The sequence below is a fragment of the Methylobacterium sp. D48H genome (genome assembly GCF_053345715.1).
This window is the reverse complement of the sequence record NZ_JBKFAP010000004.1, coordinates 203,127-225,028: the sequence shown is the minus strand read 5'-3', so window position 1 is coordinate 225,028 and position 21,902 is coordinate 203,127. Positions and strand designations below refer to the sequence as shown.

At 72.3% G+C, this 21,902-nt stretch carries 22 protein-coding genes and 1 other RNA gene; 16 read left to right on the top strand and 7 right to left on the bottom strand.

The annotated features are described in order from the left end of the window. Nucleotides 1-280 precede the first annotated feature (280 nt). Nucleotides 281-1,474, bottom strand: coding sequence for an alpha-hydroxy acid oxidase (locus ACLBX8_RS11435; protein WP_056530545.1), 1,194 nt, complete (start codon nucleotides 1,472-1,474; stop codon nucleotides 281-283). Nucleotides 1,475-1,986: 512 nt separating this feature from the next. Between ACLBX8_RS11435 and ACLBX8_RS11430 the strand changes: the two genes are divergently transcribed. The 4 genes from ACLBX8_RS11430 (at nucleotide 1,987) to ACLBX8_RS11415 (ending at nucleotide 6,685) form a co-directional block, all read left to right on the top strand. Next, nucleotides 1,987-3,150: an ABC transporter substrate-binding protein gene (locus ACLBX8_RS11430; RefSeq protein ID WP_447699235.1), complete on the top strand. Its 1,164-nt coding sequence runs from the start codon at nucleotides 1,987-1,989 to the stop codon at nucleotides 3,148-3,150. A 63-nt stretch (nucleotides 3,151-3,213) separates the two neighbouring features. Beyond that, on the top strand, nucleotides 3,214-4,089 hold the full coding sequence (locus ACLBX8_RS11425) for a branched-chain amino acid ABC transporter permease (RefSeq protein ID WP_012329745.1): 876 nt from the start codon (nucleotides 3,214-3,216) through the stop codon (nucleotides 4,087-4,089). After that, on the top strand, nucleotides 4,086-5,921 hold the full coding sequence (locus ACLBX8_RS11420; protein WP_447699236.1) for a branched-chain amino acid ABC transporter ATP-binding protein/permease: 1,836 nt from the start codon (nucleotides 4,086-4,088) through the stop codon (nucleotides 5,919-5,921). The genes ACLBX8_RS11425 and ACLBX8_RS11420 overlap by 4 nt, the downstream gene beginning before the upstream one ends. Before the next feature lie 8 nt (nucleotides 5,922-5,929). Continuing rightward, on the top strand, nucleotides 5,930-6,685 hold the full coding sequence (locus ACLBX8_RS11415; RefSeq protein ID WP_020094895.1) for an ABC transporter ATP-binding protein: 756 nt from the start codon (nucleotides 5,930-5,932) through the stop codon (nucleotides 6,683-6,685). Nucleotides 6,686-6,906: 221 nt separating this feature from the next. Here the strand turns inward: ACLBX8_RS11415 and msrA are convergent, their stop codons facing one another. Together msrA and ACLBX8_RS11405 are read right to left on the bottom strand one after the other, a co-directional pair. After that, nucleotides 6,907-7,425 (bottom strand): peptide-methionine (S)-S-oxide reductase MsrA, encoded by a 519-nt coding sequence (msrA, locus tag ACLBX8_RS11410; protein WP_026605211.1) that lies wholly within the window; start codon nucleotides 7,423-7,425, stop codon nucleotides 6,907-6,909. A 162-nt stretch (nucleotides 7,426-7,587) separates the two neighbouring features. After that, entirely contained in the window at nucleotides 7,588-7,743 is a 156-nt protein-coding gene (locus ACLBX8_RS11405; protein WP_020094893.1) for a hypothetical protein, read from the bottom strand. A gap of 163 nt (nucleotides 7,744-7,906) precedes the next feature. Here ACLBX8_RS11405 and ssrA point away from each other — a divergent pair. Together ssrA and ACLBX8_RS11395 are read left to right on the top strand one after the other, a co-directional pair. Continuing rightward, nucleotides 7,907-8,068, top strand: a transfer-messenger RNA (tmRNA) gene (gene ssrA, locus ACLBX8_RS11400). A 264-nt stretch (nucleotides 8,069-8,332) separates the two neighbouring features. Beyond that, nucleotides 8,333-8,626, top strand: coding sequence for a hypothetical protein (locus ACLBX8_RS11395; protein WP_447699237.1), 294 nt, complete (start codon nucleotides 8,333-8,335; stop codon nucleotides 8,624-8,626). A 395-nt stretch (nucleotides 8,627-9,021) separates the two neighbouring features. Here ACLBX8_RS11395 and ACLBX8_RS11390 read toward each other — a convergent pair whose 3' ends face one another. Then, nucleotides 9,022-9,252: a DUF6894 family protein gene (locus ACLBX8_RS11390; RefSeq protein ID WP_447699238.1), complete on the bottom strand. Its 231-nt coding sequence runs from the start codon at nucleotides 9,250-9,252 to the stop codon at nucleotides 9,022-9,024. Nucleotides 9,253-9,634: 382 nt separating this feature from the next. On the opposite strand from ACLBX8_RS11390, the gene ACLBX8_RS11385 reads away from it, so the two are divergent. The 5 genes from ACLBX8_RS11385 (at nucleotide 9,635) to ACLBX8_RS11365 (ending at nucleotide 13,606) form a co-directional block, all read left to right on the top strand. Further along, nucleotides 9,635-10,459 carry a cobalamin B12-binding domain-containing protein gene (locus ACLBX8_RS11385; protein ID WP_020094890.1) on the top strand — a complete coding sequence of 275 codons (825 nt, stop codon included), beginning with the start codon at nucleotides 9,635-9,637 and terminating at the stop codon, nucleotides 10,457-10,459. Between the two features lie 104 nt (nucleotides 10,460-10,563). Next, on the top strand, nucleotides 10,564-10,785 hold the full coding sequence (locus ACLBX8_RS11380; RefSeq protein ID WP_447683136.1) for a hypothetical protein: 222 nt from the start codon (nucleotides 10,564-10,566) through the stop codon (nucleotides 10,783-10,785). Between the two features lie 153 nt (nucleotides 10,786-10,938). After that, the gene (locus tag ACLBX8_RS11375) at nucleotides 10,939-11,628 is read left to right on the top strand and encodes a hypothetical protein (RefSeq protein ID WP_447699240.1); all 690 of its coding nucleotides are present in this window, start codon (nucleotides 10,939-10,941) and stop codon (nucleotides 11,626-11,628) included. Between the two features lie 229 nt (nucleotides 11,629-11,857). Next, on the top strand, nucleotides 11,858-12,277 hold the full coding sequence (locus ACLBX8_RS11370) for a CopG family transcriptional regulator (protein WP_020094887.1): 420 nt from the start codon (nucleotides 11,858-11,860) through the stop codon (nucleotides 12,275-12,277). A gap of 72 nt (nucleotides 12,278-12,349) precedes the next feature. Beyond that, nucleotides 12,350-13,606, top strand: coding sequence for an extracellular catalytic domain type 1 short-chain-length polyhydroxyalkanoate depolymerase (locus ACLBX8_RS11365; protein WP_447715122.1), 1,257 nt, complete (start codon nucleotides 12,350-12,352; stop codon nucleotides 13,604-13,606). 193 nt (nucleotides 13,607-13,799) lie between these two features. Here the strand turns inward: ACLBX8_RS11365 and ACLBX8_RS11360 are convergent, their stop codons facing one another. Continuing rightward, complete coding sequence (locus ACLBX8_RS11360) at nucleotides 13,800-14,195, bottom strand: hypothetical protein (RefSeq protein WP_447715121.1); 396 nt, start codon at nucleotides 14,193-14,195, stop codon at nucleotides 13,800-13,802. A 397-nt stretch (nucleotides 14,196-14,592) separates the two neighbouring features. Between ACLBX8_RS11360 and ACLBX8_RS11355 the strand changes: the two genes are divergently transcribed. After that, the gene (locus ACLBX8_RS11355; RefSeq protein ID WP_447699243.1) at nucleotides 14,593-15,228 is read left to right on the top strand and encodes a class I SAM-dependent methyltransferase; all 636 of its coding nucleotides are present in this window, start codon (nucleotides 14,593-14,595) and stop codon (nucleotides 15,226-15,228) included. 41 nt (nucleotides 15,229-15,269) lie between these two features. Here the strand turns inward: ACLBX8_RS11355 and ACLBX8_RS11350 are convergent, their stop codons facing one another. Continuing rightward, nucleotides 15,270-16,709 (bottom strand): 8'-apo-carotenoid 13,14-cleaving dioxygenase, encoded by a 1,440-nt coding sequence (locus ACLBX8_RS11350; protein WP_447699244.1) that lies wholly within the window; start codon nucleotides 16,707-16,709, stop codon nucleotides 15,270-15,272. Nucleotides 16,710-17,121: 412 nt separating this feature from the next. Here ACLBX8_RS11350 and ACLBX8_RS11345 point away from each other — a divergent pair, with 412 nt between their 5' ends. Further along, nucleotides 17,122-17,325 (top strand): hypothetical protein, encoded by a 204-nt coding sequence (locus tag ACLBX8_RS11345; RefSeq protein WP_128083351.1) that lies wholly within the window; start codon nucleotides 17,122-17,124, stop codon nucleotides 17,323-17,325. 324 nt (nucleotides 17,326-17,649) lie between these two features. Here ACLBX8_RS11345 and chrA read toward each other — a convergent pair whose 3' ends face one another. Then, the gene (chrA, locus tag ACLBX8_RS11340) at nucleotides 17,650-18,894 is read right to left on the bottom strand and encodes a chromate efflux transporter (protein ID WP_447699245.1); all 1,245 of its coding nucleotides are present in this window, start codon (nucleotides 18,892-18,894) and stop codon (nucleotides 17,650-17,652) included. 454 nt (nucleotides 18,895-19,348) lie between these two features. On the opposite strand from chrA, the gene ACLBX8_RS11335 reads away from it, so the two are divergent. The 3 genes from ACLBX8_RS11335 to ACLBX8_RS11325 all read left to right on the top strand — a co-directional run bounded on the left by ACLBX8_RS11335 (nucleotide 19,349) and on the right by ACLBX8_RS11325 (nucleotide 21,893). Next, entirely contained in the window at nucleotides 19,349-19,621 is a 273-nt protein-coding gene (locus ACLBX8_RS11335; protein ID WP_447699246.1) for a hypothetical protein, read from the top strand. Further along, nucleotides 19,618-20,073, top strand: a complete 456-nt coding sequence (locus tag ACLBX8_RS11330; protein ID WP_447699247.1) for a hypothetical protein — start codon at nucleotides 19,618-19,620, stop codon at nucleotides 20,071-20,073. Before ACLBX8_RS11335 ends, ACLBX8_RS11330 begins: the two co-directional genes overlap by 4 nt. A gap of 86 nt (nucleotides 20,074-20,159) precedes the next feature. Then, the gene (locus ACLBX8_RS11325; protein ID WP_447699248.1) at nucleotides 20,160-21,893 is read left to right on the top strand and encodes an efflux RND transporter periplasmic adaptor subunit; all 1,734 of its coding nucleotides are present in this window, start codon (nucleotides 20,160-20,162) and stop codon (nucleotides 21,891-21,893) included. Nucleotides 21,894-21,902 lie beyond the last annotated feature (9 nt).

The window sequence follows — 21,902 nt, the reverse complement described above, 5'->3', positions numbered from 1 at the left end:
CGCCACATCCTTTTGTATGTGCTCGGGCGCACCTCCCGGACGGCTCTTCTGGCATATTGAATTCAGCAGGCCGTCTTTCCCCCCTCGGCGGCCCGATCCAGCGGCGCAGCGACCCCACGGGTCGCTGCGCCGTTGTCGTTGTGGCCCGGGCTCGGCGCGAGGCCCCCGGCCCGGTGCCGCGCTGGAACGCCTCGGCCGCGGCGACGCGCGATCCGCGAGGGATTCGGATCGGGAACCGCGACACCGTGAAGGTCCGGATCGGACCGGTGGTCGCCCGCCGTCAGGGCCCGATGCGCCGCACGGGCGGCGCATCCTCCCGGGTCTCCTGCGCTGAGGGCGTCCAGAGGATGGACCGGTCGACGGCGCGGATGTCGCGATGGCCGCACAGGGCCATCGTCATGTCGAGTTCCGTGCGGATGATCTCCAGGGAGCGGGCGACGCCGGCCTGGCCGTAGGCGCCGAGCCCGTAGAGGAAGGCGCGGCCGATGAACACGCCCTTCGCGCCCAGGGCGACGGCCTTCAGCACGTCCTGGCCCGAGCGGATCCCGCCGTCCATCAGCACCTCGACGCGCCGGCCGACCGCGTCCGCGATCCCGGGAAGCGCGGCGATGGACGAGGGGGCGCCGTCGAGCTGCCGCCCGCCATGGTTCGAGACGATGAGCGCGTCGGCCCCGGTCGCGGTCGCCCTCTCGGCATCCTCGACGTCCAGGATGCCCTTCAGGATCAGGGGACCCTGCCACCGGTCGCGGATCCGCCGCACGTCGTCCCAGTCCAGGCGCGGGTCGAACTGGTCCGCCGTCCAGGCCGAGATGGAGCGGGTATCCCGCACGCCGTCCACGTGCCCCACGATGTTGCGGAAGGTCCGGCGCTGCGTGCGCAGCATGGACCAGCACCAGCGGGGCTTGGTCAGGAGATCGAGGACCGTGCCCGGCGTCAGCCGCGGCGGGGCCGACAGGCCGTTGCGGATGTCCTTGTGGCGCTGCCCGAGGATCTGGAGGTCCAGCGTCAGGACCAGGGCCGAGCAGCCCGCCGCCTTCGCGCGGTCGATGAGGCGGTCGTTGAAGCTGCGGTCGCGCATGAAGTAGAGCTGAAACCAGAACGGCTTGCTGACGTTCTCCGCGACGTCCTCGATGCTGCAGATGCTCATCGTCGACAGCGTGAACGGCACCCCCGCCGCCTCCGCCGCCCGTGCCGCCAGGATCTCGCCGTCGGCGTGCTGCATGCCCGTGAGCCCCGTCGGCGCCAGGGCGACGGGCATCGCGACGGCCTGACCGGCCATCGTCGTGGCGAGGGTACGGTCGGTCATGTCGACCGCGACGCGCTGGCGGAGCTTGATGCCGGCGAACTCGGCCTCGTTCGCGCGGTAGGTCGACTCCGTCCACGAACCGGAATCGCAGTAATCGTAGAACATCCGCGGCACCCGCCGCTTCGCGACCCGCCGCAGATCCTCGACCGTCGTGATGATGGGCGCCATGGGAGGTTCGGCCTCGCGACTGGATGACGGGGCCGGTCGCGGTTGAGGCGGGCTCGCGCCCGCTCGTACGCCGCGCGCGCTTCAGGCCGCGATGCCCCGTGCTGGAAGCTCGACGGTGCAACGGTTCGCTGGAAAACGGAAGCGCCTCCTCGCCGAATGCGCCGGTCGCGTCAGGCCTCTCCCGCGCGTACACCGATCCTATAGCGCCTGTTGCGCTCGCCCGCGCCGCAGAGGAACGCCGGATCTCTGCCTGAAAGTACACATTCCGGATCGCGCCTGTTCGGATCTTCGTGTTCCGAGCGCGCGTCAGGACAGAATGAATGCGGGCGGAGCCTCGCCGTCATCGTCTTCGCCTTCGCCGCACCGCAGCGAAAGCGGTCGAGTGACGATCCGAGAGCTTCTTCTCATCGAAGCTGAGCGTCGAAGGTTTGCAGGATAGACATCGGCGCGCGGAATAGGGACCATCGTCGCCAACGCCGGGCCCGAGCATCGGCGGTGGGACGGATACGCCAATGAGGACGACGCGCCGCGTTTTCTTGACGGGGGCCGCATCCGCAGTCGCGGGCGGCCTGGCGCCGGGGGTGGTCCGCTCGGCCTGCGCTCAGGGCGCCGGGTCGACCGTCCGGATCGGCATGGTGCTCCCGGTGACGGGGCCCGGCGCGGATGCCGGCCGCTACGCGCTCGCCGGGGCCAAGATCGCCCTGGAGACGGTCAACAAGGCCGGCGGCGTGCTCGGCAAGCCCCTGGAGATCGTCACGGAGGACGATCAGACCACCAATCCCGGCGCGGTCTTCGCCTTCTCGAAACTGGCGTCGCAGGGCGACCTCGTCGGCTTCCTCGGCTCGATCCGCTCGACCCAGAACCACGCGATGGCGCCCGACATCCTGAAGACGGGGAAACCCGTCTGTTTCGGCGGCACCGACCCGGTCCTGACGCAGCTCGGCAATCCCTGGCTGTTCCGCTTCCGCCCCAACGACACCTTCTCGGCCCGGGTGATCGCCGAGCACGGCGTCAACGGGCTGGGCAAGAAGAAGTGGGCGATCATCCACTCCACCGACGCCTTCGGGACCAGCGGCGCCAAGGCGCTGACCGAGAGCCTCGCCAAGGGCGGTGCCACGGTCGCCCTCGACCAGGGCTACACCAACCAGAGCCAGGACTTCACGCCGGTCGTGCTGGCGATCCGTCAGTCGGGCGCCGACGTGATCGGCTCGTACTTCACCTTCGAGAACGACATCGGCATCTTCGCCCGGCAGCTGCGCCAGCTCGGCGTCACCGCGCCCTGGGTCGGCTCGCCCTCGATCACCAACGTCACCGCCCTGAAGCTCGCCGGGCCGTCCCTCTACGGCACCTACGGCGTGGCCGACTACGCCGAGGAGTCGGGCGACGCCGCGCGCGCCTACGGCAAGGCCTACCGGGCCGCGATGAAGATCGCGCCCGACAACCAGTCCTCCTGGACCTTCGACGCGGTCACGGTGCTCGCCAAGGCGATCAACGCGGCGGGCAAGACCGACCCGCAGGCGGTCCGCGAGGCGATCCTGGCGGTGCGCGGCCACGAGGGCGCCGAGGGAACCTACAACTTCGACAAGAACGGCGACGGCCTGCACGGCTACAACGTCGTGCGCAACGACAAGGGCAACATCGTCTTCGACCGGCGGATCGACTTCTACCAAGGGTGAGCCGGCCGACGTGTTCGGGGTGCGTGAACGACATCCGGAGGAGGAGGCGAGAGTGCGGACCGCATGGACCTGATCCTGCAGCTCCTCTTCACCGGGATCGGCATCGGCTCCGTCTACGCCCTGGTGGCGCTCGGCTTCGTGCTGATCTTCCGCGCCACCAACGTGGTGAACTTCGCGCAGGGCGAGTTCTCGATGGTGGCGGCCTTCCTGATGGTGGTCTTCGCCGTCGACCTCCAGTGGCCCTACTGGCTCTCCCTCCTCCTGACTCTCGGCGGGATGGCGCTGCTCGGCGCCCTGTTCAATCTCGGCGTCTACTACCCGCTGCGGCACCGCAGCTACCTGCCGGTGATCATCTCGACCATCGGCGCCTCGATCTTCCTGGCGAACACGACGCTCGCCCTCTACGGGCCGCAGCCGCAGGTGCTCCCGCCCGTCTTCGAGACGCAAGGGTTCCTGCTCGGGCCGGTCTTCCTCGACAGCCAGTACCTGCTGATCATCGCGGTGACGGCGGCCCTGGTTGCGTTCCAGTACTGGTTCTTCGAGCACACTCTGGTCGGCAAGAAGCTTCAGGCGACGTCCCAGGACAAGGAGATGGCCGCCCTCCTGGGTATCCCGGTGGCCGGCATGATCATGCTGACCTTCGTGTACAGCGCGGTGCTCGGCGGCATCGCCGGCATCCTGGTGGCGCCGGTGCTGTTCGTGTCGATCCAGATGGGGGCCACGATCGCCCTCAAGGCCTTCGCGGCGACGATCATCGGCGGCTTCGGCGATGTCACCGGGGCGATCATCGGCGGCCTCGCGCTCGGCATCATCGAGACCTTCGGGGCGGCCTACATCTCGGTCCCCTACAAGGACGCCTTCGCGTTCCTGGTGCTGGTGGTGTTCCTGGTCGTGCGCCCGCAGGGCCTGTTCGGCGAGCGCGTGGCGGAGAAGGCATGAGCGGTCGCCCCTCCACCGTCGCCGGCCCGGCCGCAGCGGCTCCCGCGCCCCCGCCCCGCCGCCTGCCCCTCGGGAGCCTCGCCTACGCGGTCCTGGCCGCCGCCCTGGTGACGCTGGCCGCCACGACGCCGCTCAGCGGCTACGCCCTCAACATCCTGATGCAGGCGGCGACCTACGCCATCGCGGTGATCGGCCTCACCGTGGTGCTCGGCCTGTGCGGGCAGATCAACCTCGCCCAGGCCACCTTCTTCGGGATCGGTGCCTACGCGGTCGGGCTCGGCACGGTCGACGGGGGCCTGAACTTCTGGATCTGCCTGCTCACCGGCCTCGGTCTCGCGGTCGTGCTGGGCGCCGCGCTCGGCGCCTCCACGCTGCGGCTCGGCGGCCACTACCTCGCCATGGTGACGATCTCGTTCCAGCAGATCCTGACGCTGGTCCTCACCAACTGGATCCCCGTCACGCACGGGCCGGACGGCGTGCCGAACATCCGCCGCCCGGCCCTGTTCGCGGACGGGCAGAGCTACCTCGCCCTGTGCGTGCTGGTGCTGGCCGTCGTCGGCTGGCTCGTCTGGCACATGCCGCGGACGCGGCTCGGGCGCGCCATGCGGGCGGTGCGCGACAACGAGCTCGCGGCGGGGGTCTCGGGCATCGACATCTACCGCACCAAGGTCGCGGCCTTCGCGCTCGGGGCGCTGCTGGCGGGGCTCGGCGGCGGGCTGTTCGCCGGCAGCTTCACCTATATCAGCCCGGACCAGTTCGCCTTCGCCGAGTCGATCGTGTTCCTGACGATGGCGCTGCTCGGCGGCGTCGGCTCGCCGGTGGGCGCCGTGATCGGCACGGCCCTGCTGATCCTGATCCCGGAATGGCTCCGCTTCCTCAAGGAGATCCCCGGGCTCTACCTCGCGATCTACGGGCTCGCGGTGATCCTGATCGTGGTGTTCATGCCCGACGGGATCTGGGGCTTCCTCGGCGACCAAGTCCGGCGGCTGCGCCGCGCCCGCCCGATCCCGCCGCCCGCCGCCGAACTGATTCTGAGCCAGGGCGAGGCGTCCGCCGCGCCGATGCTGGAGGTGTCGGACCTGTCGAAGCACTTCGGCGGCCTCAAGGCCGTGGACGCGGTGAGCTTCACGGTGGCGCGGGGCGGCATCCACGCGCTGATCGGCCCGAACGGCTCCGGCAAGACCACGACGCTGAACGTCCTGTCCGGCCTCTACAGCCCCACGGGGGGCACCGTGCGGCTGGCCGGGCAGGACGTCACGCGCCTGTCCCCGCACCGGCGGGCGGCGGCCGGGATCGGGCGCACCTTCCAGAACATCCGCCTGTTCCGCTCCATGAGCGCCCTGGAGAACGTCGTCATCGGCGCCGAGCGCCCCAACAACCCGCTCGGCGCGCGCGACCGGGCGGGGCTGGAGGCCCGCGCCCGGGCGGCTCTGGCCTTCGTGGGGCTGGAGGGGCGGGCGCAGGAGCCGATCTCCGGCTTCTCGTACGGCCACCAGCGCCTGATCGAGATCGCGCGGGCGCTGGCCGGCAACCCCGTGCTGCTGCTCCTCGACGAGCCCGCCGCGGGGCTCAATTCCAGCGAGAAGAATGCCCTGACGGTGCTCCTGCGCCGGATGGCCGCCAAGGGCCTGACCATCCTGATCATCGACCACGACATGACGCTGGTGAGCGACGTGGCGAGCCACATCACCGTGCTGAACTTCGGCCGCCGCATCGCCGACGGCGTCACGGCGACCGTGCTGCGCGAGCCGGCGGTGATCCAGGCCTATCTCGGCGAGGACGCCGCCGCCGGTCCGGCGGCGAGCCTCAAGACCGACCTCGCCCCGGCCTGACCCCAGCGATGACGACGCCCGCCACGCCACTCCTCGAGATCCGCGACCTGGTCGTCCGCTACGGCGAGATCGAGGCGGTGCGCGGCCTGTCCTTCTCGGTCGGAGCCGGGGAGGTGGTGACGCTGCTGGGGTCCAACGGCGCCGGCAAGTCGACGACCCTCAAGGCGATCTCCGGGCTGGTGCGGCCCGCCGCCGGCACGATCCTGCTGGAGGGGCGGCCGCTGGAGGGCCTGAAGCCCGAGGCGATTGTGCGGCTCGGCGTCGCCCACGTCCCGGAGGGGCGCCGGGTCTTCCCGGGGCTCACGGTGCGCGAGAACATCATGCTGGGCGCGTCCAACCGCGCCGGCCTCGGCAAGCGGGCGCTGCGCGACGAGGTCGAGGCGATGTTCGACCTCTTCCCGGACATCCGCCGGTTCGGCGACGCCCTGGGCTGGACGCTGTCGGGCGGCCAGCTCCAGATGGTGGCCCTCGCGCGCGGCCTGATGGCCAAGCCCCGCATCCTGCTCCTCGACGAGCCCTCGCTCGGCCTGGCTCCCGTGATCGTCCAGGCGGTGTTCGCGATCATCGCCGAGGTGCGCCGCCGCGGGACCACCGTTCTGCTGGTGGAGCAGAACGCCCGGATGGGGCTCTCGGTCGCCGATCGGGGCTACGTGCTGGAGACGGGCCGGCTCGTCCTGCAGGGCGCCCCCGACGCCCTCTGGGCCAACGACGAGATCCGGTCGGCCTATCTCGGCGGACGGACGAGGCCCGAACTCGCGGGCTGACCGCACCGGGCCTCGTCGGCGGCTTCGTCGCTCGCGCGGTGCACGCGACCACCGCCGGACGGAGGGGCGTCCGCGACGCGGCGGTCCGGCGGCGGTCGGACGCGCCTCGGCCCGCGAGCCCGCCAGCGTCACGACCGGCGCGTCTCGGCGGCCGCCGGCGGTATCGTCGCGACCGTGAGGCCCGAGACCGCCGATTGTCCGGCGGCCTCGGCCCGATAAGCCTACGCGCTCTGCGTGGCTGGCGCGCGCGCGGGCAGCACCCAGTTGGGCCTGATGAAGTGGCAGGTATATCCGTCGGGACGCCGTTCCAGGTAGTCCTGATGCTCCGGCTCGGCCTCCCAGAACGGGCCGGCCGGCGCCACTTCGGTCACGACCTTGCCCGGCCACAGGCCGGAAGCGTCGACGTCGGCGATGGTCTCCTCGGCGACGCGGCGCTGGCCCTCGTCGGTGTAGAAGATGGCCGAGCGATAGCTCGGGCCCCTGTCGTTGCCCTGGCGGTTCGGCGTCGTCGGGTCGTGGATCTGAAAGAAGAATTCCAGCATGCGCCGGAAACTCGTCCGCGCCGGGTCGTAGATGATCTCGATGGCCTCGGCATGGGTGCCGTGGTTGCGGTAGGTCGCGTTCGGCACGTCGCCGCCCGTGTAGCCGACGCGGGTCGACACGACGCCCTCCTGGCGCCGGATGAGGTCCTGCATGCCCCAGAAGCAACCACCGGCCAGCACCGCCCTCTCGGTTTCCATCGTCGCTCCTCCTGAGCCGTTCCACTGATCGCGCAGATATAGGGATCCCGAGGCGCTTCGCGCTGCGGCCTCGTAGCTTGCCATGCCTGCGATGCCTGCACGAGCACGCGCGGGGTTCCGAGAAGACGTTCGCTGCCGGGCGAACGTCTCCGAAGCGGCCTGTCAGCTCCGCACGAGCGGCTTGTTGACCTTGAAATTCTTCCGTGCCGGTTCGGCCTTGCGGGGATCCGGCTTGTCGGCGAGGAGCCGCTTCACGCGCTCGTTGAAGTCCTCGGGCGTGACGCCCTGCGCTTTGCCGGTCTTGAGTTCGCGTGCCATGTCGGCCTCCGCCTCGTGGCCCAGAGCACGGGATTGCGCGGAGGGATCGCACGCATATGGGCACGCGGCGGCCGCGGCGCCACCGATGTCCGGCCAGGATCGCTGCGTGCACGCGATGGACCGGCGGCCCGGGATGGGTTACGGTGGCTGCGAGGTTGATGACCGGTTCGTAATAACGCTTCAGGACCCGGGGGCGGTACCCGGCGCCTCCACCAGAAGCATCTTGCCCCGGATACCGCGCGGGGACGACGGCGTTGCGGATCGCGCGCTGCCAGGGTGCTTCTGCTGGGGGTGAAACAGGTTCGACTGGGCGGTAAAGGGATCGCGAGTTCTGCCCTGCCTCGGCAGGGTAAGATGCGGCTTTCGGTAAGGACTCGACCGGCTCGGCGCGGGCAACCCTCGTTCCGGGCACCTGACCAAAACTCTAAATGCCAACGACAACGTCGGCATGGAGATGCGCCTCGCGGCGTAATCTTCCGGGGCGTGGGTACGCCTAGCAACAGAACCCGAGGCTTCGGCCTCGGGACCCGCCTTTATCGTCTGCCCGTTGTTCAGTTCGGGGTCGCGTCCGGGCAGATCGGAGACTTGCTTGAACGAGCCCGAACAGGGCAGCGCGGAGGCCGTCTACATCTCGGCCATGGTCGGCGAGATGATGCGGCGCGTCTTGGAGGACGCTCTCGCCGAACTCGCGAGAACCCGCGGTGCGGCCTTCCTGGAAATCTTCGTGGCGCGCGAGCTGGCTCGCTGCGCCGACCTGTTCCGCGAGCGGCCCGGCGACACGCCGGAGACGACGGAAATGTTGCGGGCCTGGTTCGCCATGGAGGGCGGTGAGGCGCTGCGCGCCGTGGTCGATCGCGCCAGCGTCGAGGCGGCGCGCGACTGAGGCACTCCGCGGATGTGCCTGCCGCCGGGCGCGGGCCCGTCCAGGCGGTCCGCGCACGGCGACAGTCCCCGGCGAACTGCTCGCCATCTTCCTGGGCTAAGCTCCGTCTCGGGAATGTTGAGACCGCGATCCCGGCCGAGGACAAGGGAATCGGGGGGACAGGTCTTCAGGGTCTTTCTCGCCGGGGAGGAGCAGGGAAGAGTAAAACCGCCGCGGCGAGGGGCCCGCGCACTTCGCCCGGGAATGCCGGTGCGACCGCCGATCAAACCAGCCGAGCGCGGCAGGCCTTCCGTCATCCCTGATCTTGTACCCGCCGCACCGTCGATCAGCGAGAACCCGATCTGCCTCCGCGGCCACGGAGCGCCCGCGCGCCTCGGCGACGGACAGGCTGCAACCTACATATCTGTCGCCGAGAAGCTGGCGCTCGCGCTCATCACGAGCTTGCCCGCTTCGTCGTAGGCTTGAGCGGTGAACGCGTTCACCTCGGTGCGATAGCCCTCATCGCGCAGGATGTCGGTCAGCAGCCGGCGAAGGGTGTCGCGCAGCGCGTCCCGACCGGAAAGTTGCACGCCTTCGTCGTCCTTGACCGTGATGTGATCGGATGTGACGATGAAATATCGCGGCATCGGGCTCTCCGCCGACTGGACATAGCATCACGCGGTCACCGGCCGCCGAGCCCACAATCGTCTACGCTCGCACAAACGCGGCGCGCGGGCACTCACCTGGATCAATCGCCGCGGCGCGGAACGACCGGCTCTCTCGGTGAAGAGATCGTTCGCTCCGGAGCGCCCTGTCCGCCGTGCCGGATTGACGGGAACCGTCATCCGAGGCGGCAGTTCTGTGCCGGTACCGACCTGTACAGCCCGCACCGGTCGCGGCGCGCGTGAGTTCCGTCAGGCTGTAGCCAAAATCATCCGTCCGCGATCGGAATTATAGTTCGCTAATCGAGTTGCCTAGTGCCGATACAAAACATATAGTGCCGCGTCGGCGGGGGAGCCAATGCCTGAAATGGCCGGTATCGGTGTCGCGCGCGCCCGCGTCGACCGACGGACTTGGTCCGTTCACGGAGCGGCCAAACGCAACTCGGCCATCATCCAGGCCGGTCTCGCCCGGATCGTCGAGGACGAGATCCTGCCGCGTCTGGCGCTCGCGCATCGGGCGGATCCGCCGTCGCCCGCGTCGACGACGCGATCACCGACGCCTGAGCGCGTCGCCTCTCTCGCTCAAGCGTTGATGGAGGGCGAACCGCACGCCGAGTGGGTGCGCGCGCTCCTGGAAGAGGGCTTGTCGCTGGATGCCCTGCTGCTCGACCTGTTCGCACCCGCGGCGCGGTATCTGGGCGAGCTCTGGGAAGACGATGCCGCCGACTTCCTCGACGTGGCGCTCGCGCTCGGTCGCCTCCAGAACCTGACCCGCGCCCTCTGTGCGGATCTGGAGGGCGTGGACGTGACGGCGAACGGTCGCCGCGTCCTGCTGATGCCCTGTCCCGGCGAGACCCATCTCTTCAGCCTCGCGCTCGTGGCGAGCTTCTTCCGCGAGGCGGGGTGGGATGTGGTCCTGACCAACGGAGCGGACGAGGACCCCGCCAGCTTGGTCCGCGCCGAACAGTTCGATCTGGTCGGCATCTCGCTGTCCTGCGACATCCTCCTGCCGGTGATGGCGGTGTCCGTGGCGAAACTGCGCGCCGCGTCGTGCAACCCGGACCTGCGCGTCATCGTCGGCGGGCCGCTCTTCGTGCGGGAGCCTGCCAGCGCCCGTGTCGTCGGCGCGGACGCCGTCGCCGCGGACGCGCAATCGGCCGTCCGGATCGCGGAGGCCACCCTCGCGCGATGACGCCGTGCGGCCGGGGGCCGGATCCGGCGCCTCGGCGCTGCGCGGATCTCTTCTCATCCCGACGGTGTTAGACGTGTCGCGGTTGAGAGGCAGAGATCCGGAATTTGCAGGCGTTCGACGAGCAACTGGCGCATGAATTCGTCCGCGGCCTCGTACAGTCGGCCGTCGCGCGCGGTCTCGATCCGGCCATCCGGCTCGATCAGTTCCGGGCGTTGCAGCAAGCGGTCGTCGCTCTATCGCGAGACGCTGACGTAGTTCGAACCAGCGAGCAGATCATCCGGGCGATCGACTGCGCTCTCCAGGAACTGACCGCGGTGAGATCGTAATCTGATCGGACGGTTTCCGCGGCGACGCGCGGGACAGGGCCGGTCGCGAGCGACCAGCGATGCCGCGTCCGACGGTCCGTTCAGCGCCCGTCCCTCGGGCCCGCGGTGACGGTTCGTTGCGGACACCCGGCAAGTGCCCTATCGGCCGCGGTGATGCCCGACCGATCCCTCCGCGCCGTCTGGTCCGACAGCCTCATGGCCGAGGTCGGCGCCCGCCTTCCCCTCTTCGACGACCTGTCCCCGGACACGATCCGGCGTCTGTCGGCCGAGGGCTTCGGGCGCGGCCTGCTGACGGCGTCCCTGCGCGCCCGCCTGCGGAAGGGCGGATTCCCGGATCTCGGTCATCTGGCCCAGTCTTCACCGGTCGCGATCGCCACGATCAGGAAGTTCGGTCCCATCCGCGTCGAGCGCGTCCGGCACTTCATCCTCGACGTGCTGGCGCGCTGGCTCCCGGGCGCGCGGGAGATGCACACACCCGAGGCCACGCGGGCGCGGCGGCTCGGCCGGCTGCGCGGGCTGCCGGCCGGATGCCTGCCCCTCGCGGCGGGTCAGATCGCGGCGCTCCGCTTCGCGGACGCATCCTGTGCGGACATCGCCACGTGTTCGCGTCTCGGGCTCCTCCGGACAGGCGCCGTGACATCCGGTGACGTGGACCACGTCGTCGCCGCACTCACCCGCCTCGCTCGCGCGTCCGATCCGGTTCCTCCGCGTCCCCTGGAGGAGGCCGGGGCGGCACCGTCATGCGACGCCGCGAGCGCGGCGGCCCGTCGCGCCGCCCTGCTGGCGGAGCAGGATCGCGAATGGGACGAGGCCGCACCGACCGCGCGCCGGCCTCAAAGCTGACGACCCGTCCGGATCCGGAATCGATCTCTCGTGGCGAGACCCAGCGGGGCCGCGCCCTGCCGCGGTTCGATCCGACGCGACGCTGGTCGTGTCCTCGAGGCAGTTCCGCGCATCCTCGAAGACGTCGCGATCGGCCCCTCGGATCGGAGTCGTCACCGGCAACCCTTGCGCCGCCGCATCTGCACACCATCTCTAGACCATCCAACCGGATGGCTTATGGATGGTTGACATGGCCGACAAGGTGCACGATCTGCGACCCAGGTTGCCGGACAGCGAGAAGATCACGCTCAACCTCGGTTTCGTCGACCTCGGCCACATCGACCTGATGGTGCGCGACGGCTTCTACGCCAACCGTGCCGATTTCATCCGCACCGCCGTGCGCAATCAGATCGAGCGCCAGGGCGAGGCCGTCAGGCAATCCGTCAGCCGGAAGCAGCTCAGCCTGGGCCTGTCGCACTACACGAAGCAGGCGCTCGAGGCGGCGCGCGACGCGGGCGCGCCGCTGCACATCCAGGTGCTCGGGCTGGCCAGCATCGCCCTCGACGTCACGCCCGAACTGGCGCGCGCCGCCATCGCCTCGGTCGAGGTGCTCGGCGCCTTCCAGGCCAGTCCCGCGGTCAAGGCGGCGCTCGCCGACCGGACGGCCTGACGGCGCCACCTCTCCCCGCCGACGCGGCCGGACCCCGCCGCGCCCGCTTCCCGCTCAGCCAGGACCCGTCCGATGGATCACGCCACGAAGACCGCCTTCACGCGCTTCGCGTTCCCGAAGGTCGACCCGGCCCGTGCCGCCCGCGCCGCGGAGGCGATGGCCAGGCTTCAGGAGCGCCAGGCCGCAGCCTTCAGGCTGTGGTCGGGGGCGGCCCGGAGCGCCGCCGAGACGGGTGCGCCGAGCGCGGACGCGGCCGACATCCTCGACATGGTCGCGCCCTCCGCTCCCGGCGAAGCCTGGGTCGCGCCGGAGACGGCCGGAGGACGTCCGGGCCGCCATCCCCACGCCGGATCCGCGGGCGACATCGCCGGCACCGTGATGCGCACCGTCCAGGAGGCGCTGGCGAAGGCCGGCATCGGCACGGATCGCGACGGGCCGGACGGCGCGACGCCGGCCGCGCCTCGGCTTCCGGAGGGGGCACGCTTCGAGGTCCGCACGTTCACCGGCGCGGCCGGGACCCGGACCTACAAGGTCTACGTACCGAGCGGCTACACCGGCCAGGCCCTGCCCGTCGTGGTGATGCTGCACGGCTGCACGCAGAACCCGGACGACTTCGCCGCAGGCACGCGGATGAACGCGGTCGCGGAGGCGCGCGGCGTCCTGGTGGTCTATCCGGAGCAGCCGCGCTCGGCCAACATGCAGCGGTGCTGGAACTGGTACGAGCCCGGCGACCAGCAGCGGGAGGGCGGCGAGCCCGCCCTGATCGCCGGCATCGTCCGGCAGGTGATCGCGGAGTTCTCGGCCGATGACAGGCGGGTCTACGCGGCGGGCCTGTCGGCGGGCGGGGCGGCCGCCGCGATCCTGGCGATGACCTACCCCGACCTGTTCGCGGCGATCGGCGTCCATTCCGGCCTGGCCTGTGGTTCGGCGCGGGACGTGCCCTCGGCCTTCGCGGCCATGAAGGGGGACGGCGCGCGCACGACGGGACAACGCCACGCCGTGCCGCTGATCGTGTTCCACGGCGACCGCGACCGCACGGTGCACGCGGCCAACGGCGATCGCGTGGCCGCGCAGGGGCCGTCGGACCCGGAGCTCCGCACAGCGGTGACCCGGGGCCGGACACCGGACGGGGTGGACTACACCCGCACCGTCCGTTCGGACGCGTCCGGCCGCGCCATGGTGGAGCAGTGGGTCCTGCACGGAGCCGGGCACGCGTGGTCGGGCGGCAGCCCGGCCGGCTCGTTCACCGACCCGCGCGGCCCGGACGCGAGCCGGGAGATGATCCGCTTCTTCCTGGAGCACGCGCGCGCGGCCGGTGCCCGATCCTGAGCGCTGACGGCCCGTCGACCCTGCCGGATCGCGCGCCCGGTCGCGGCCCTGTCCTCCGTCGCGGCGGGCTGGTCGGGACGAGGCCCTCGGCTTGTCCGTTCAGCCCGCGAGCCCGCACGGGTCACCAGGAGCGTCGACACGGGCGGATCGCCATGCGCGCGTCCCGTCATCCGGCCTGCCCGCACCCCGTCGATCAAGGGGGAGGGATCCGCGGACCCGGATGCACCAGGGTCGCGACGTTCTCGGACACCTGCCACACGGGCCAGGTGCCCTCGCGGATGAACATGGCGAAGGCCTCGGTCACGTCTGGCCGGTCGAAGGCGCCCATGCCCTCCGGTGCCCGCCCGACGATGCAGGCCGCTCCCGCCGTATCGGCCGCGGGGGGGCGATCGTCCAACGAGAACATCACGCCCGATCGATCGGGCCTGAGCGCGTCCGGCAGGGCGTCGATCTTGCGCCAGAGGCAGTCCCATCGGGCGCACGCCCCCGGCCGTTCGCTGTAGATCCCGCAGCCGGTTCCGGTGTTGTGCCGGCACAGGATCCCGGCCGGCTTGCCGAGGGCGGGGATCGCCAGAACGCGACAGCACATCGTGCAGGACCCGCAGGACCGGCCGGCGGCTTCGCGCTCGGCGGGTCGCGAGGCGCTCTGGCTCGGGCCGCTGCGGGATGGTGTTTCGCGTGCGATCGGTCTGTCCTCGGGAGGCGTGCCACGGCGTGGATGCGGTCGGCGAAGAGGCGAGGGGGATGCTGCACTCCCTTCGGCCGCTGTGCCGGCCACGGAGCCTGACGTCCCACGATACGGCCGCGAGAGCTGCCGGTCACGACTCCCGTTCCCGGTGGCGGCCTCGCCGGCGTCCCCGTGCCGATGCGGCGACGTGGACACCTGGCCGCGGGGCGTCCGGGCTCTCTCTACACGCGCACGCAATCCACGGTTCGCGCGCCGGCTCTGGGAGCCGGCGCGCCGTCAGATCCGGAAGCGCGCTACGATGACCCAGGATCTGCCGGACTTTCCCCCGGAGGCGTTCGCCAAGCACGACCGCGATCCCGATCCCGCCTTCTACGCGCAACCGCGCTTCGTGACCCATATCGATGCCGCCGCGGTCGCGGCGGTCACCGACCTCTACAGGGCGATCGTGCCGGCGGGCGGCGAAGTCCTCGACCTGATGTCGAGCTGGGTCAGCCACCTGCCGGACGAGGTCGCGTATGCCAGCGTCACCGGTCACGGCCTGAACGCCGCCGAACTCGCCGCCAACCCGCGCCTGACCCGGCATTTCGTGCAGGACCTCAACGCCGAGCCGCGCCTGCCGCTCGACACGGCCTGCGTCGACGCCGCGCTGATCTGCGTCTCGGTCCAGTATCTCCAGCGCCCCGTCTCCGTCCTGTCCGAGGTCGCGCGCGTGCTGCGCCCCGGTGCCCCGGCGGTGATCAGCTTCTCGAACCGCTGCTTCCCGACCAAGGCCGTGGCCATCTGGAGTGCCCTCGACGGTGGGGGACATGCCCAGCTCGTCGGCCTGTACCTCCAGCGCGCCGGCTTCGTCCGCGTCGAGCGGCGCGTCCTCAAGCCCGCGGGAGGTCCCGGCGACCCCGTGACGGCGGTGGTCGGCTGGACGGCCGCGGCCTGATCGGTCCGGATTCGGCCGTCACCGGGACCGCGCCCGGTCTCTCAGGCCGGCCCGCGCGCCGGGAACCAGTTGCCGTGGAAGCCCGGGGGGATCCGGTGCCCGAGGCGGATCCGGGCGAGGGGAGGGGCGTCGAACGCCCGCGCGTCGAGGACGGTGAAGTCGGTCACGTCGCCGGCGGTGTCGATCACGAGCCCGACGAGCCAGCCCTCGTCCTCATCGGCCCCGGTCCGCGCCGGCACGAAGACGAACTCCCCCGGGACGTGACCGGGACCGAAGTCGTGCACGTGGCGCGCGCCCGTCTCGAGGTCGTGCTTGTAGAGCTGCGTCGCGCCGGCGAGCTGCGTGTTGCCGTCGGCCGGCACGCTGACCGTGTAGACGTAGCGGTGGCGCTGCCCGAGGCGCCGCTCATCGATGCGGGGGAATTCCTGCGCCGCCGCGTCGATCACGCGCCGCTCGACCCGACCCGTCGACGGGTCGATGATCCAGCGCTCGAGCCGGCCCGGCGTATCGAGCCCGCCGGCGGCCGAGGCGAACACCGTCCCGTAGGCGACGACATCGAGGATCACCCGCCCGTCCGCGTCGTCGTAGGCGTTGGCGGTGTGGAACACGAAGCAGGGCTCGACGGCGCACCAGACGATGTCGGCGCCGTCGCCCTGACGCGGGAGGAGGCCGACACGGGCCCCGTGGCCGGGGTTCCAGCGGAACGGGAAGCGGTACCCGGCGAGCAGGGCCCGGAACGAGAACGTGACCGGCAGGTCCAGCACGATCACGAAGCGCGCCGTGATCGCGCAATCGTGGATGCAGGGGCCGTGCGCGACCGCGACCGGCACATCGCGCACGACCCGCCCGCTCGGGGCGAGGACGACGTGGCGCACGCTGTCCCAGACGCGGCCGTCATACGCGACGGCGTGCGTCTCGCCGGTCAGCGGGTCGCGGTGCGGGTGCCCGCTGAAGGAGCCGGCCAGCGTCCCGTCGAACGGGTTGTAGCGCTGCGCCTCCAGGGTGGGCGAGAGTTCGACCGGGAAGCTGCCGGCCTCCACCACCGCGAAGATCCGGTCGCCGATCGCGACGACGTTGGTGTTGACGGTGTCGTTGCCGCCCCGCCGCGGCCCAGGCGCCGCGGGCCGCTCGAGCGCCGCGGCGGCCGTGCGCGAGCCGATCCAGCGGTTGCGATACCACAGCGCCCTGCCGCCCTCGAGCGCGAGACCGTGCACCATGCCGTCGCCGAGGAACCAGTCGTGGCCCCGCGTCGCCGCGCGGACGGGGTTCGCCCCCATCTTGAGATAGAGGCCGTCGAGGCCGGGCGGGATCGTCCCGGTGACCGGCAGGTTCTCCAGCGTCAGCTCCGCGCGCATCGGCGCGTGGACACCGACGACGAAGGGATTCGCCGCCCTGGGCAGCCGCAGCCGGTTGCAGGCCGCCACCAGGCCGACGCCGAACTCGGCGGTCGCGCGGAAGGCCGACTGGACTCGATTCGGCATCGGCAGCGCTTCCAGGATGGGGCGGCGGGCAGGAGCGACATCGACGCGAGGCCGTCCGGGTCCTCTCGCCATGGGAGGCCGCCGCACGCGCTTCACGGCGCAGTATAGCCGAAAGCGGTGAGGCGGCGTGCCGCCGTATGCCGCTGCGACCGGAGGCGGCGCGCGTGACGCATGCGGGTGGTCTCGCGACGGTCCGCCTCCGCGCGGTGATCCAGGGTCGCGGACGTTGCCGCCGCGCCCGCTCCCGACCCGAGGCCGGCTCTCGCGACGTCCGCTCCGCGTCGTTCCGACCTGCCGGCCCGCGGGATCGGGCCGGTGGCCGTGCCTCGCCGCGACCCGCGATGAATCGGCATCGTCCGAGGGGCCGGGCTCGCGGCGCGCTGGATCGAACAGCGGCCGGGTGACGTTCCTCATGGCCTACATCGCCCAGACAGGAGGAACGCTCATGCGAATTCGCTATCTGCTGCCGCTCGTCGGCTTGCTCGCGCTCACGGCCTGCAAGGACGAGAAGAAGGCCGAGACCCCCCCGCCGCCTCCGCCTCCCGCCGGCACGGCGCCGGCGAACCCTGCGCCTCCGGCCACGACGACGAACCCGGCTCCCGCCAACAAGCCGTAGCCGAGGCGCCTCGAAGGTGGCGGGCCCTGTGACGCATCCGGGCTCACAGGGCCCGCCCGTCGCGGCCGGGGCCGCTGCCGGTCTGGCCGCGAAGCGCGCACCCGAAGCGATCTCCGCGACGGGGACGGGGTAGTTCCGTTCCGCACCGCGATCCGGCGCAGCGTCGGCACCGCCTGCCCGCGCTCGTCTTCCGACCGCGCCGCATGTCCGGCTCCCTCGGTCGAAGCTGGTCCTCTCGGTCGCACCGGCCAGGACGGGTCCAAGTCGGCCGGGTCCAGGTCGGCCGGGTCGAGCAGGCCGATCGGGGCAGGGCGGCGGGTCCGGTCAGAGCGAGGCGAGGGCGACGCCGCCCAGGGCCGTGAGCGCGACGACGATCCACGGCGCCACCCGACCGACCGTCAGCAGCACGAACGCCAGCACGGCCACGGCGAAATCGCGCGGGTTGCCGACCGCGCTGCTCCAGACGGGATCGTAGAGCGCGGAACCGAGGATTCCGACCACCGCCGCGTTGGTCCCGCGCATCGCGGCCTGGGCCAGCGGACGCGTCCGGAACGCGTCCCAGTAGGGCAGCGTGCCGTAGACCAGGAGCACGCCCGGCAGGAAGATCGCGACCAACGCGATGGCCGCGCCGACCACGCCGTGGGGCGACGGCCCCGCGACCGCGCCGAGGTAGGCCGCGAACGTGAACAGCGGGCCGGGCACGGCCTGGGCGGCGCCGTACCCGGCGAGGAAGGTGCCGGGGCCGACCCAGCCCGGCGCGACCACCTCGGCCTGCAGCAGCGGCAGCACCACGTGGCCGCCGCCGAACACCAGGGAGCCGGAGCGGTAGAAGGCGTCGAACAGCGCCAGGCCCTGGGATGGCAGGCCGGCGAGGAGCAGATGGGGCACGACGAGGAGCAGGGCGAAGGCGACCAGCGCCGCGGCGCCGGCCCGCCGGGACACCGGGACCGCGAGGTGCCCCGCCTGCGCCTGCGGTGCCGCCCGGCAGAGGACGAGCCCGGCGAGGGCACCGAGGGCGATGGCGCCGAGCTGCCCGACCGAGCCCGCGACGAACACCGTGAGGAACAGGGCCGCCACCGCGATGCCGGCGCGCGGCCGGTCCGGTGCCAGGGAGCGGGCCATCCCCCAGACCGCCTGCGCGACGACCGCCACGGCGACGAGCTTGAGACCGTGGATCACGCCGTCGGCGACCGGACCCGACAGGGCCGCGGCGCCGTAGGCGAAGGCCAGGAGCAGCAGGGCCGAGGGCAGCGTGAACCCCGCCCAGGCGGCGAGCCCGCCCAGGAGGCCGCCGCCGCGGAGCACGCCGAGCGAGAACCCGACCTGGCTGGAGGCGGGCCCGGGCAGGAACTGGCACAGCGCCACCAGGTCGGCATAGCCGCGCTCGTCCAGCCATCGGCGCCGGGTGACCAGCTCGTCGCGGAAGTAGCCCAGGTGCGCGATGGGGCCGCCGAACGCGGTCAATCCGAGCTTGAGGAAGGCGCGGAAGACCTCTCCCACGGAACCGGGCGCGCGTGCGGACGCGGACTCGGGCCGCCCGGGCTCAGCGGACGATGAGGCGTCGGTCATGGGCGGCCTGGGTCCGGGCGTGTCGCGAAGGGGCGGGCGTGGCTGGCGTCCAACGACCGGCACCGGGCACCTCGGGGTCGAGCAGCGTCCGGATGCCGTCCGGGAAGAACACCGCCGAGCCTAATACCAAGCTTACCACCCGGCCTACCAGCAGGCGCACCAGGATGACCCAACCGGTTTCCGCGGTTCGCAGGCGGGCGTGCCGGGAGCGCGTCCGTCACGTCCTCGCGAACAGGCGGAGCGGCCCTGGGGCGCTCGCGGGACTGATCCGCTCCGCTCGAGGCCGGCGAGGCCGGGCGCGGGACGACCGGCGCGGGATACCATCCCGGCCGGGCGGGATGGCACCGGACGAGTCTCGGCCTTCGATGGGCGCGAAGCTGGGCAGATCTCGGGCCTTGACCTTCCAACGGTGGGAAGCCCCATCTCGTCCGGACGCCGTCGGGAGGAGAGCCACATGGTCCGCTTCGAGGTCGGGAAGACGGGGCGCGGCGGCTGCGCCGGGTCCGTGACCCGCGCCGTGCAGGCCGTCGCGCCCGGCGCCGGGATCGAGGTCGACATAGAGGTCGACCTGGCGACGAAGCGCGTCACCGCGGCCGGCTTCCCGGCCGAGCCCCTGCTCGCGGCAGCCCGAGGTGGCGCCGCAGCGACCGGAATCGCACGTCGGCGTCCACGTCCCGGCCGCGGACATGGTCCCGCCGCCAGAACCGGTGTAATCCCGTACCCATGAGCCCGGACCGGCAGATCCTGCGCCTGATGGCGGCGATGATCCTCGCGATCGTCGCCTACGTCGCGCCGTCCGCCGCCCAGGCCCACGAGGGCCATGCCCACCACGGCCACCGCGCGGCCGCGGCGCAGCCGAGGGCGGTCGCCCCGGTCGCCGCGACCGCGTCCGTACCGGTGACGCCCGCCGCCCGGTCGGCGGCGCCGGCATGGTCCAAGGTCGCCCGCGCCACCGTCGCGGCGGCGCGCGTCGAGCCGGCCGAGGACGGGTGCTGTCGTCCGGGCCGCGAGACCCGCTGCTGCGGGACGATGGCCTGCTGCGCCACCGGCGTCCTCGGGGGGCCCCCTGGCCTGTCGCCGGACCTGTTCGGCGCCGTCACGCTGGTCCCGGGCGACGTCGCCGGCCGCACCGGCCTCGGCCCCGAGGCCCTGCCCGAGCCCCCACGAACCCGCGCGTGAGATGAGGCGCGCCCGAGGCGCGCGACGCCCGAGGTGCGCCCGCCCGTGGCCGCGCCCGGCATCCCCATCGCGAGGATACCGTTTCCATGTCGACCCGTCTTGCCGCCGCCCTCGGCGCGGTGGCGCTGCTCGCCGCCGTCCTGGCGGGGCCCGCCCGCGCCCACGAGGGCCACGATCACGGCGCCGCCCCGCCCCCCGTCTCGAAGACCATCGCCCCGCGCGGCGAGGCCTTCTCCGACGCCTTCGAGCTGGTCGCCATCCCGCGCGACGGCGCCCTGACCCTGTTCCTCGACCGCTTCCGGACGAACGAGCCGGTGACCGGCGCGACGATCGAGGTCGAGACCCCCGAGGGCCCGAGGACCGCCACCGTCACGCCCGGGGGCGGCTACACGCTGCCGGCCCCGTGGCTGTCGAGGCCCGGCCGGCACGACCTCGTCGCGACGGTCACCGCCGGCGGCGCGGTCGACGTGCTGCCGGTCACGGTGACCGTGCCGGCCGATGCCGGCGCCGCAATTCCCGCCGAGCCGGCCGCGGCACGGGCGGCGCTCGCGCGCGTCTCGGAGGTCGCCCGCGGCGTCCGCCAGCGCCTCGGCGCCGGGGACCCGATCCTGGTCGGCGCGGTCGCCGTCGCCTTCCTGCTCGGCGTCCTCGTCACCGCGCTCGCGCGGGGCCGCCGCGGCGTCCCGACGGCGGCGCTGATCGCCGTCGGCATCACCCTCGTTCTGGGCACCGCCGCCTTCGCGCACGGCGACGACGACCGCGAAGCCCCCGTGCAGGGGGCCGCGCTGACCGGGACGCGCCCGGCCGCGCCGTCCGCGTCGGACCTCGCGCAGCGCCTGCCCGACGGATCCGTCTTCGTGCCGAAGCCCACCCAGCGCCTGCTCGCCCTGCGCACGACGGTGACCGAGCGGGGCAGCTTCCACCGCTCGGTCGAGCTGCCCGGCCGCATCATCCCGGACCCGAACGCCAGCGGCGTCGTGCAGTCCTCGGTCGGCGGTCGCCTGTCGCCTCCGCCCTCGGGACTGTTCCCGCGCCTCGGCACGCGGGTGCGCAAGGGCGAGGTCCTGGCCACGGTCACACCGCCGATCCAGGCGGTCGACGTCTCCGACATGCGCCAGACGCAAGGGGATCTCGACCAGCAGATCTCCATCGTCGAGCGTCGGGTCGACCGCTACAGGCGGCTCGCCCTGACCGGCGCCGTGGCCCAGACCCAGCTCGACGACGCCCTGGCGGAGCTCAAGGGCCTGCAGGACCGACGGTCGGCCCTCGACAGGATCAGGCGTGAGCCGGAGCCGCTCGTCGCGCCGGTCGACGGCGTCGTCGCGCAGGCCGCGGCGGTGGCCGGTCAGATGGCCACCCCCGGGCAGATGGTCTTCCAGGTCGTCGACCCGGGCCGCCTCTGGGTCGAGGCTCTGAGCTTCGACGCCCTCGCGGCGGCGCAGGACGCCACGGCACGGCTCGCCGACGGCCGGACCCTCAAGCTCGCCTACCAGGGTTCGGGCCTCGCCGACCGCAACCAGGCCATCCCGGTGCAGTTCGCCGTCCAGGGCGACGCCTCGGGCCTGCGGGTCGGGCAGTTCGTCACCGTGCTCGCCGGGACCGACACCGAGCAGGCCGGGCTGGCGCTGCCGCGCGCGGCGGTCGTGCGCGCGGGGAACGGGCAGGACGTCGTCTACGAGCACACCACCGCCGAGCGCTTCGAGGCGCGGCCGGTCCGCGTCGAGCCCCTCGACGGCGGCCGGGTGCTGGTGGCGGAGGGGGTCGGGCCCGGCAAGCGGGTCGTGACGCAGGGCGCCGAACTCCTCGACCAGGTCCGCTGAGGAATCCGC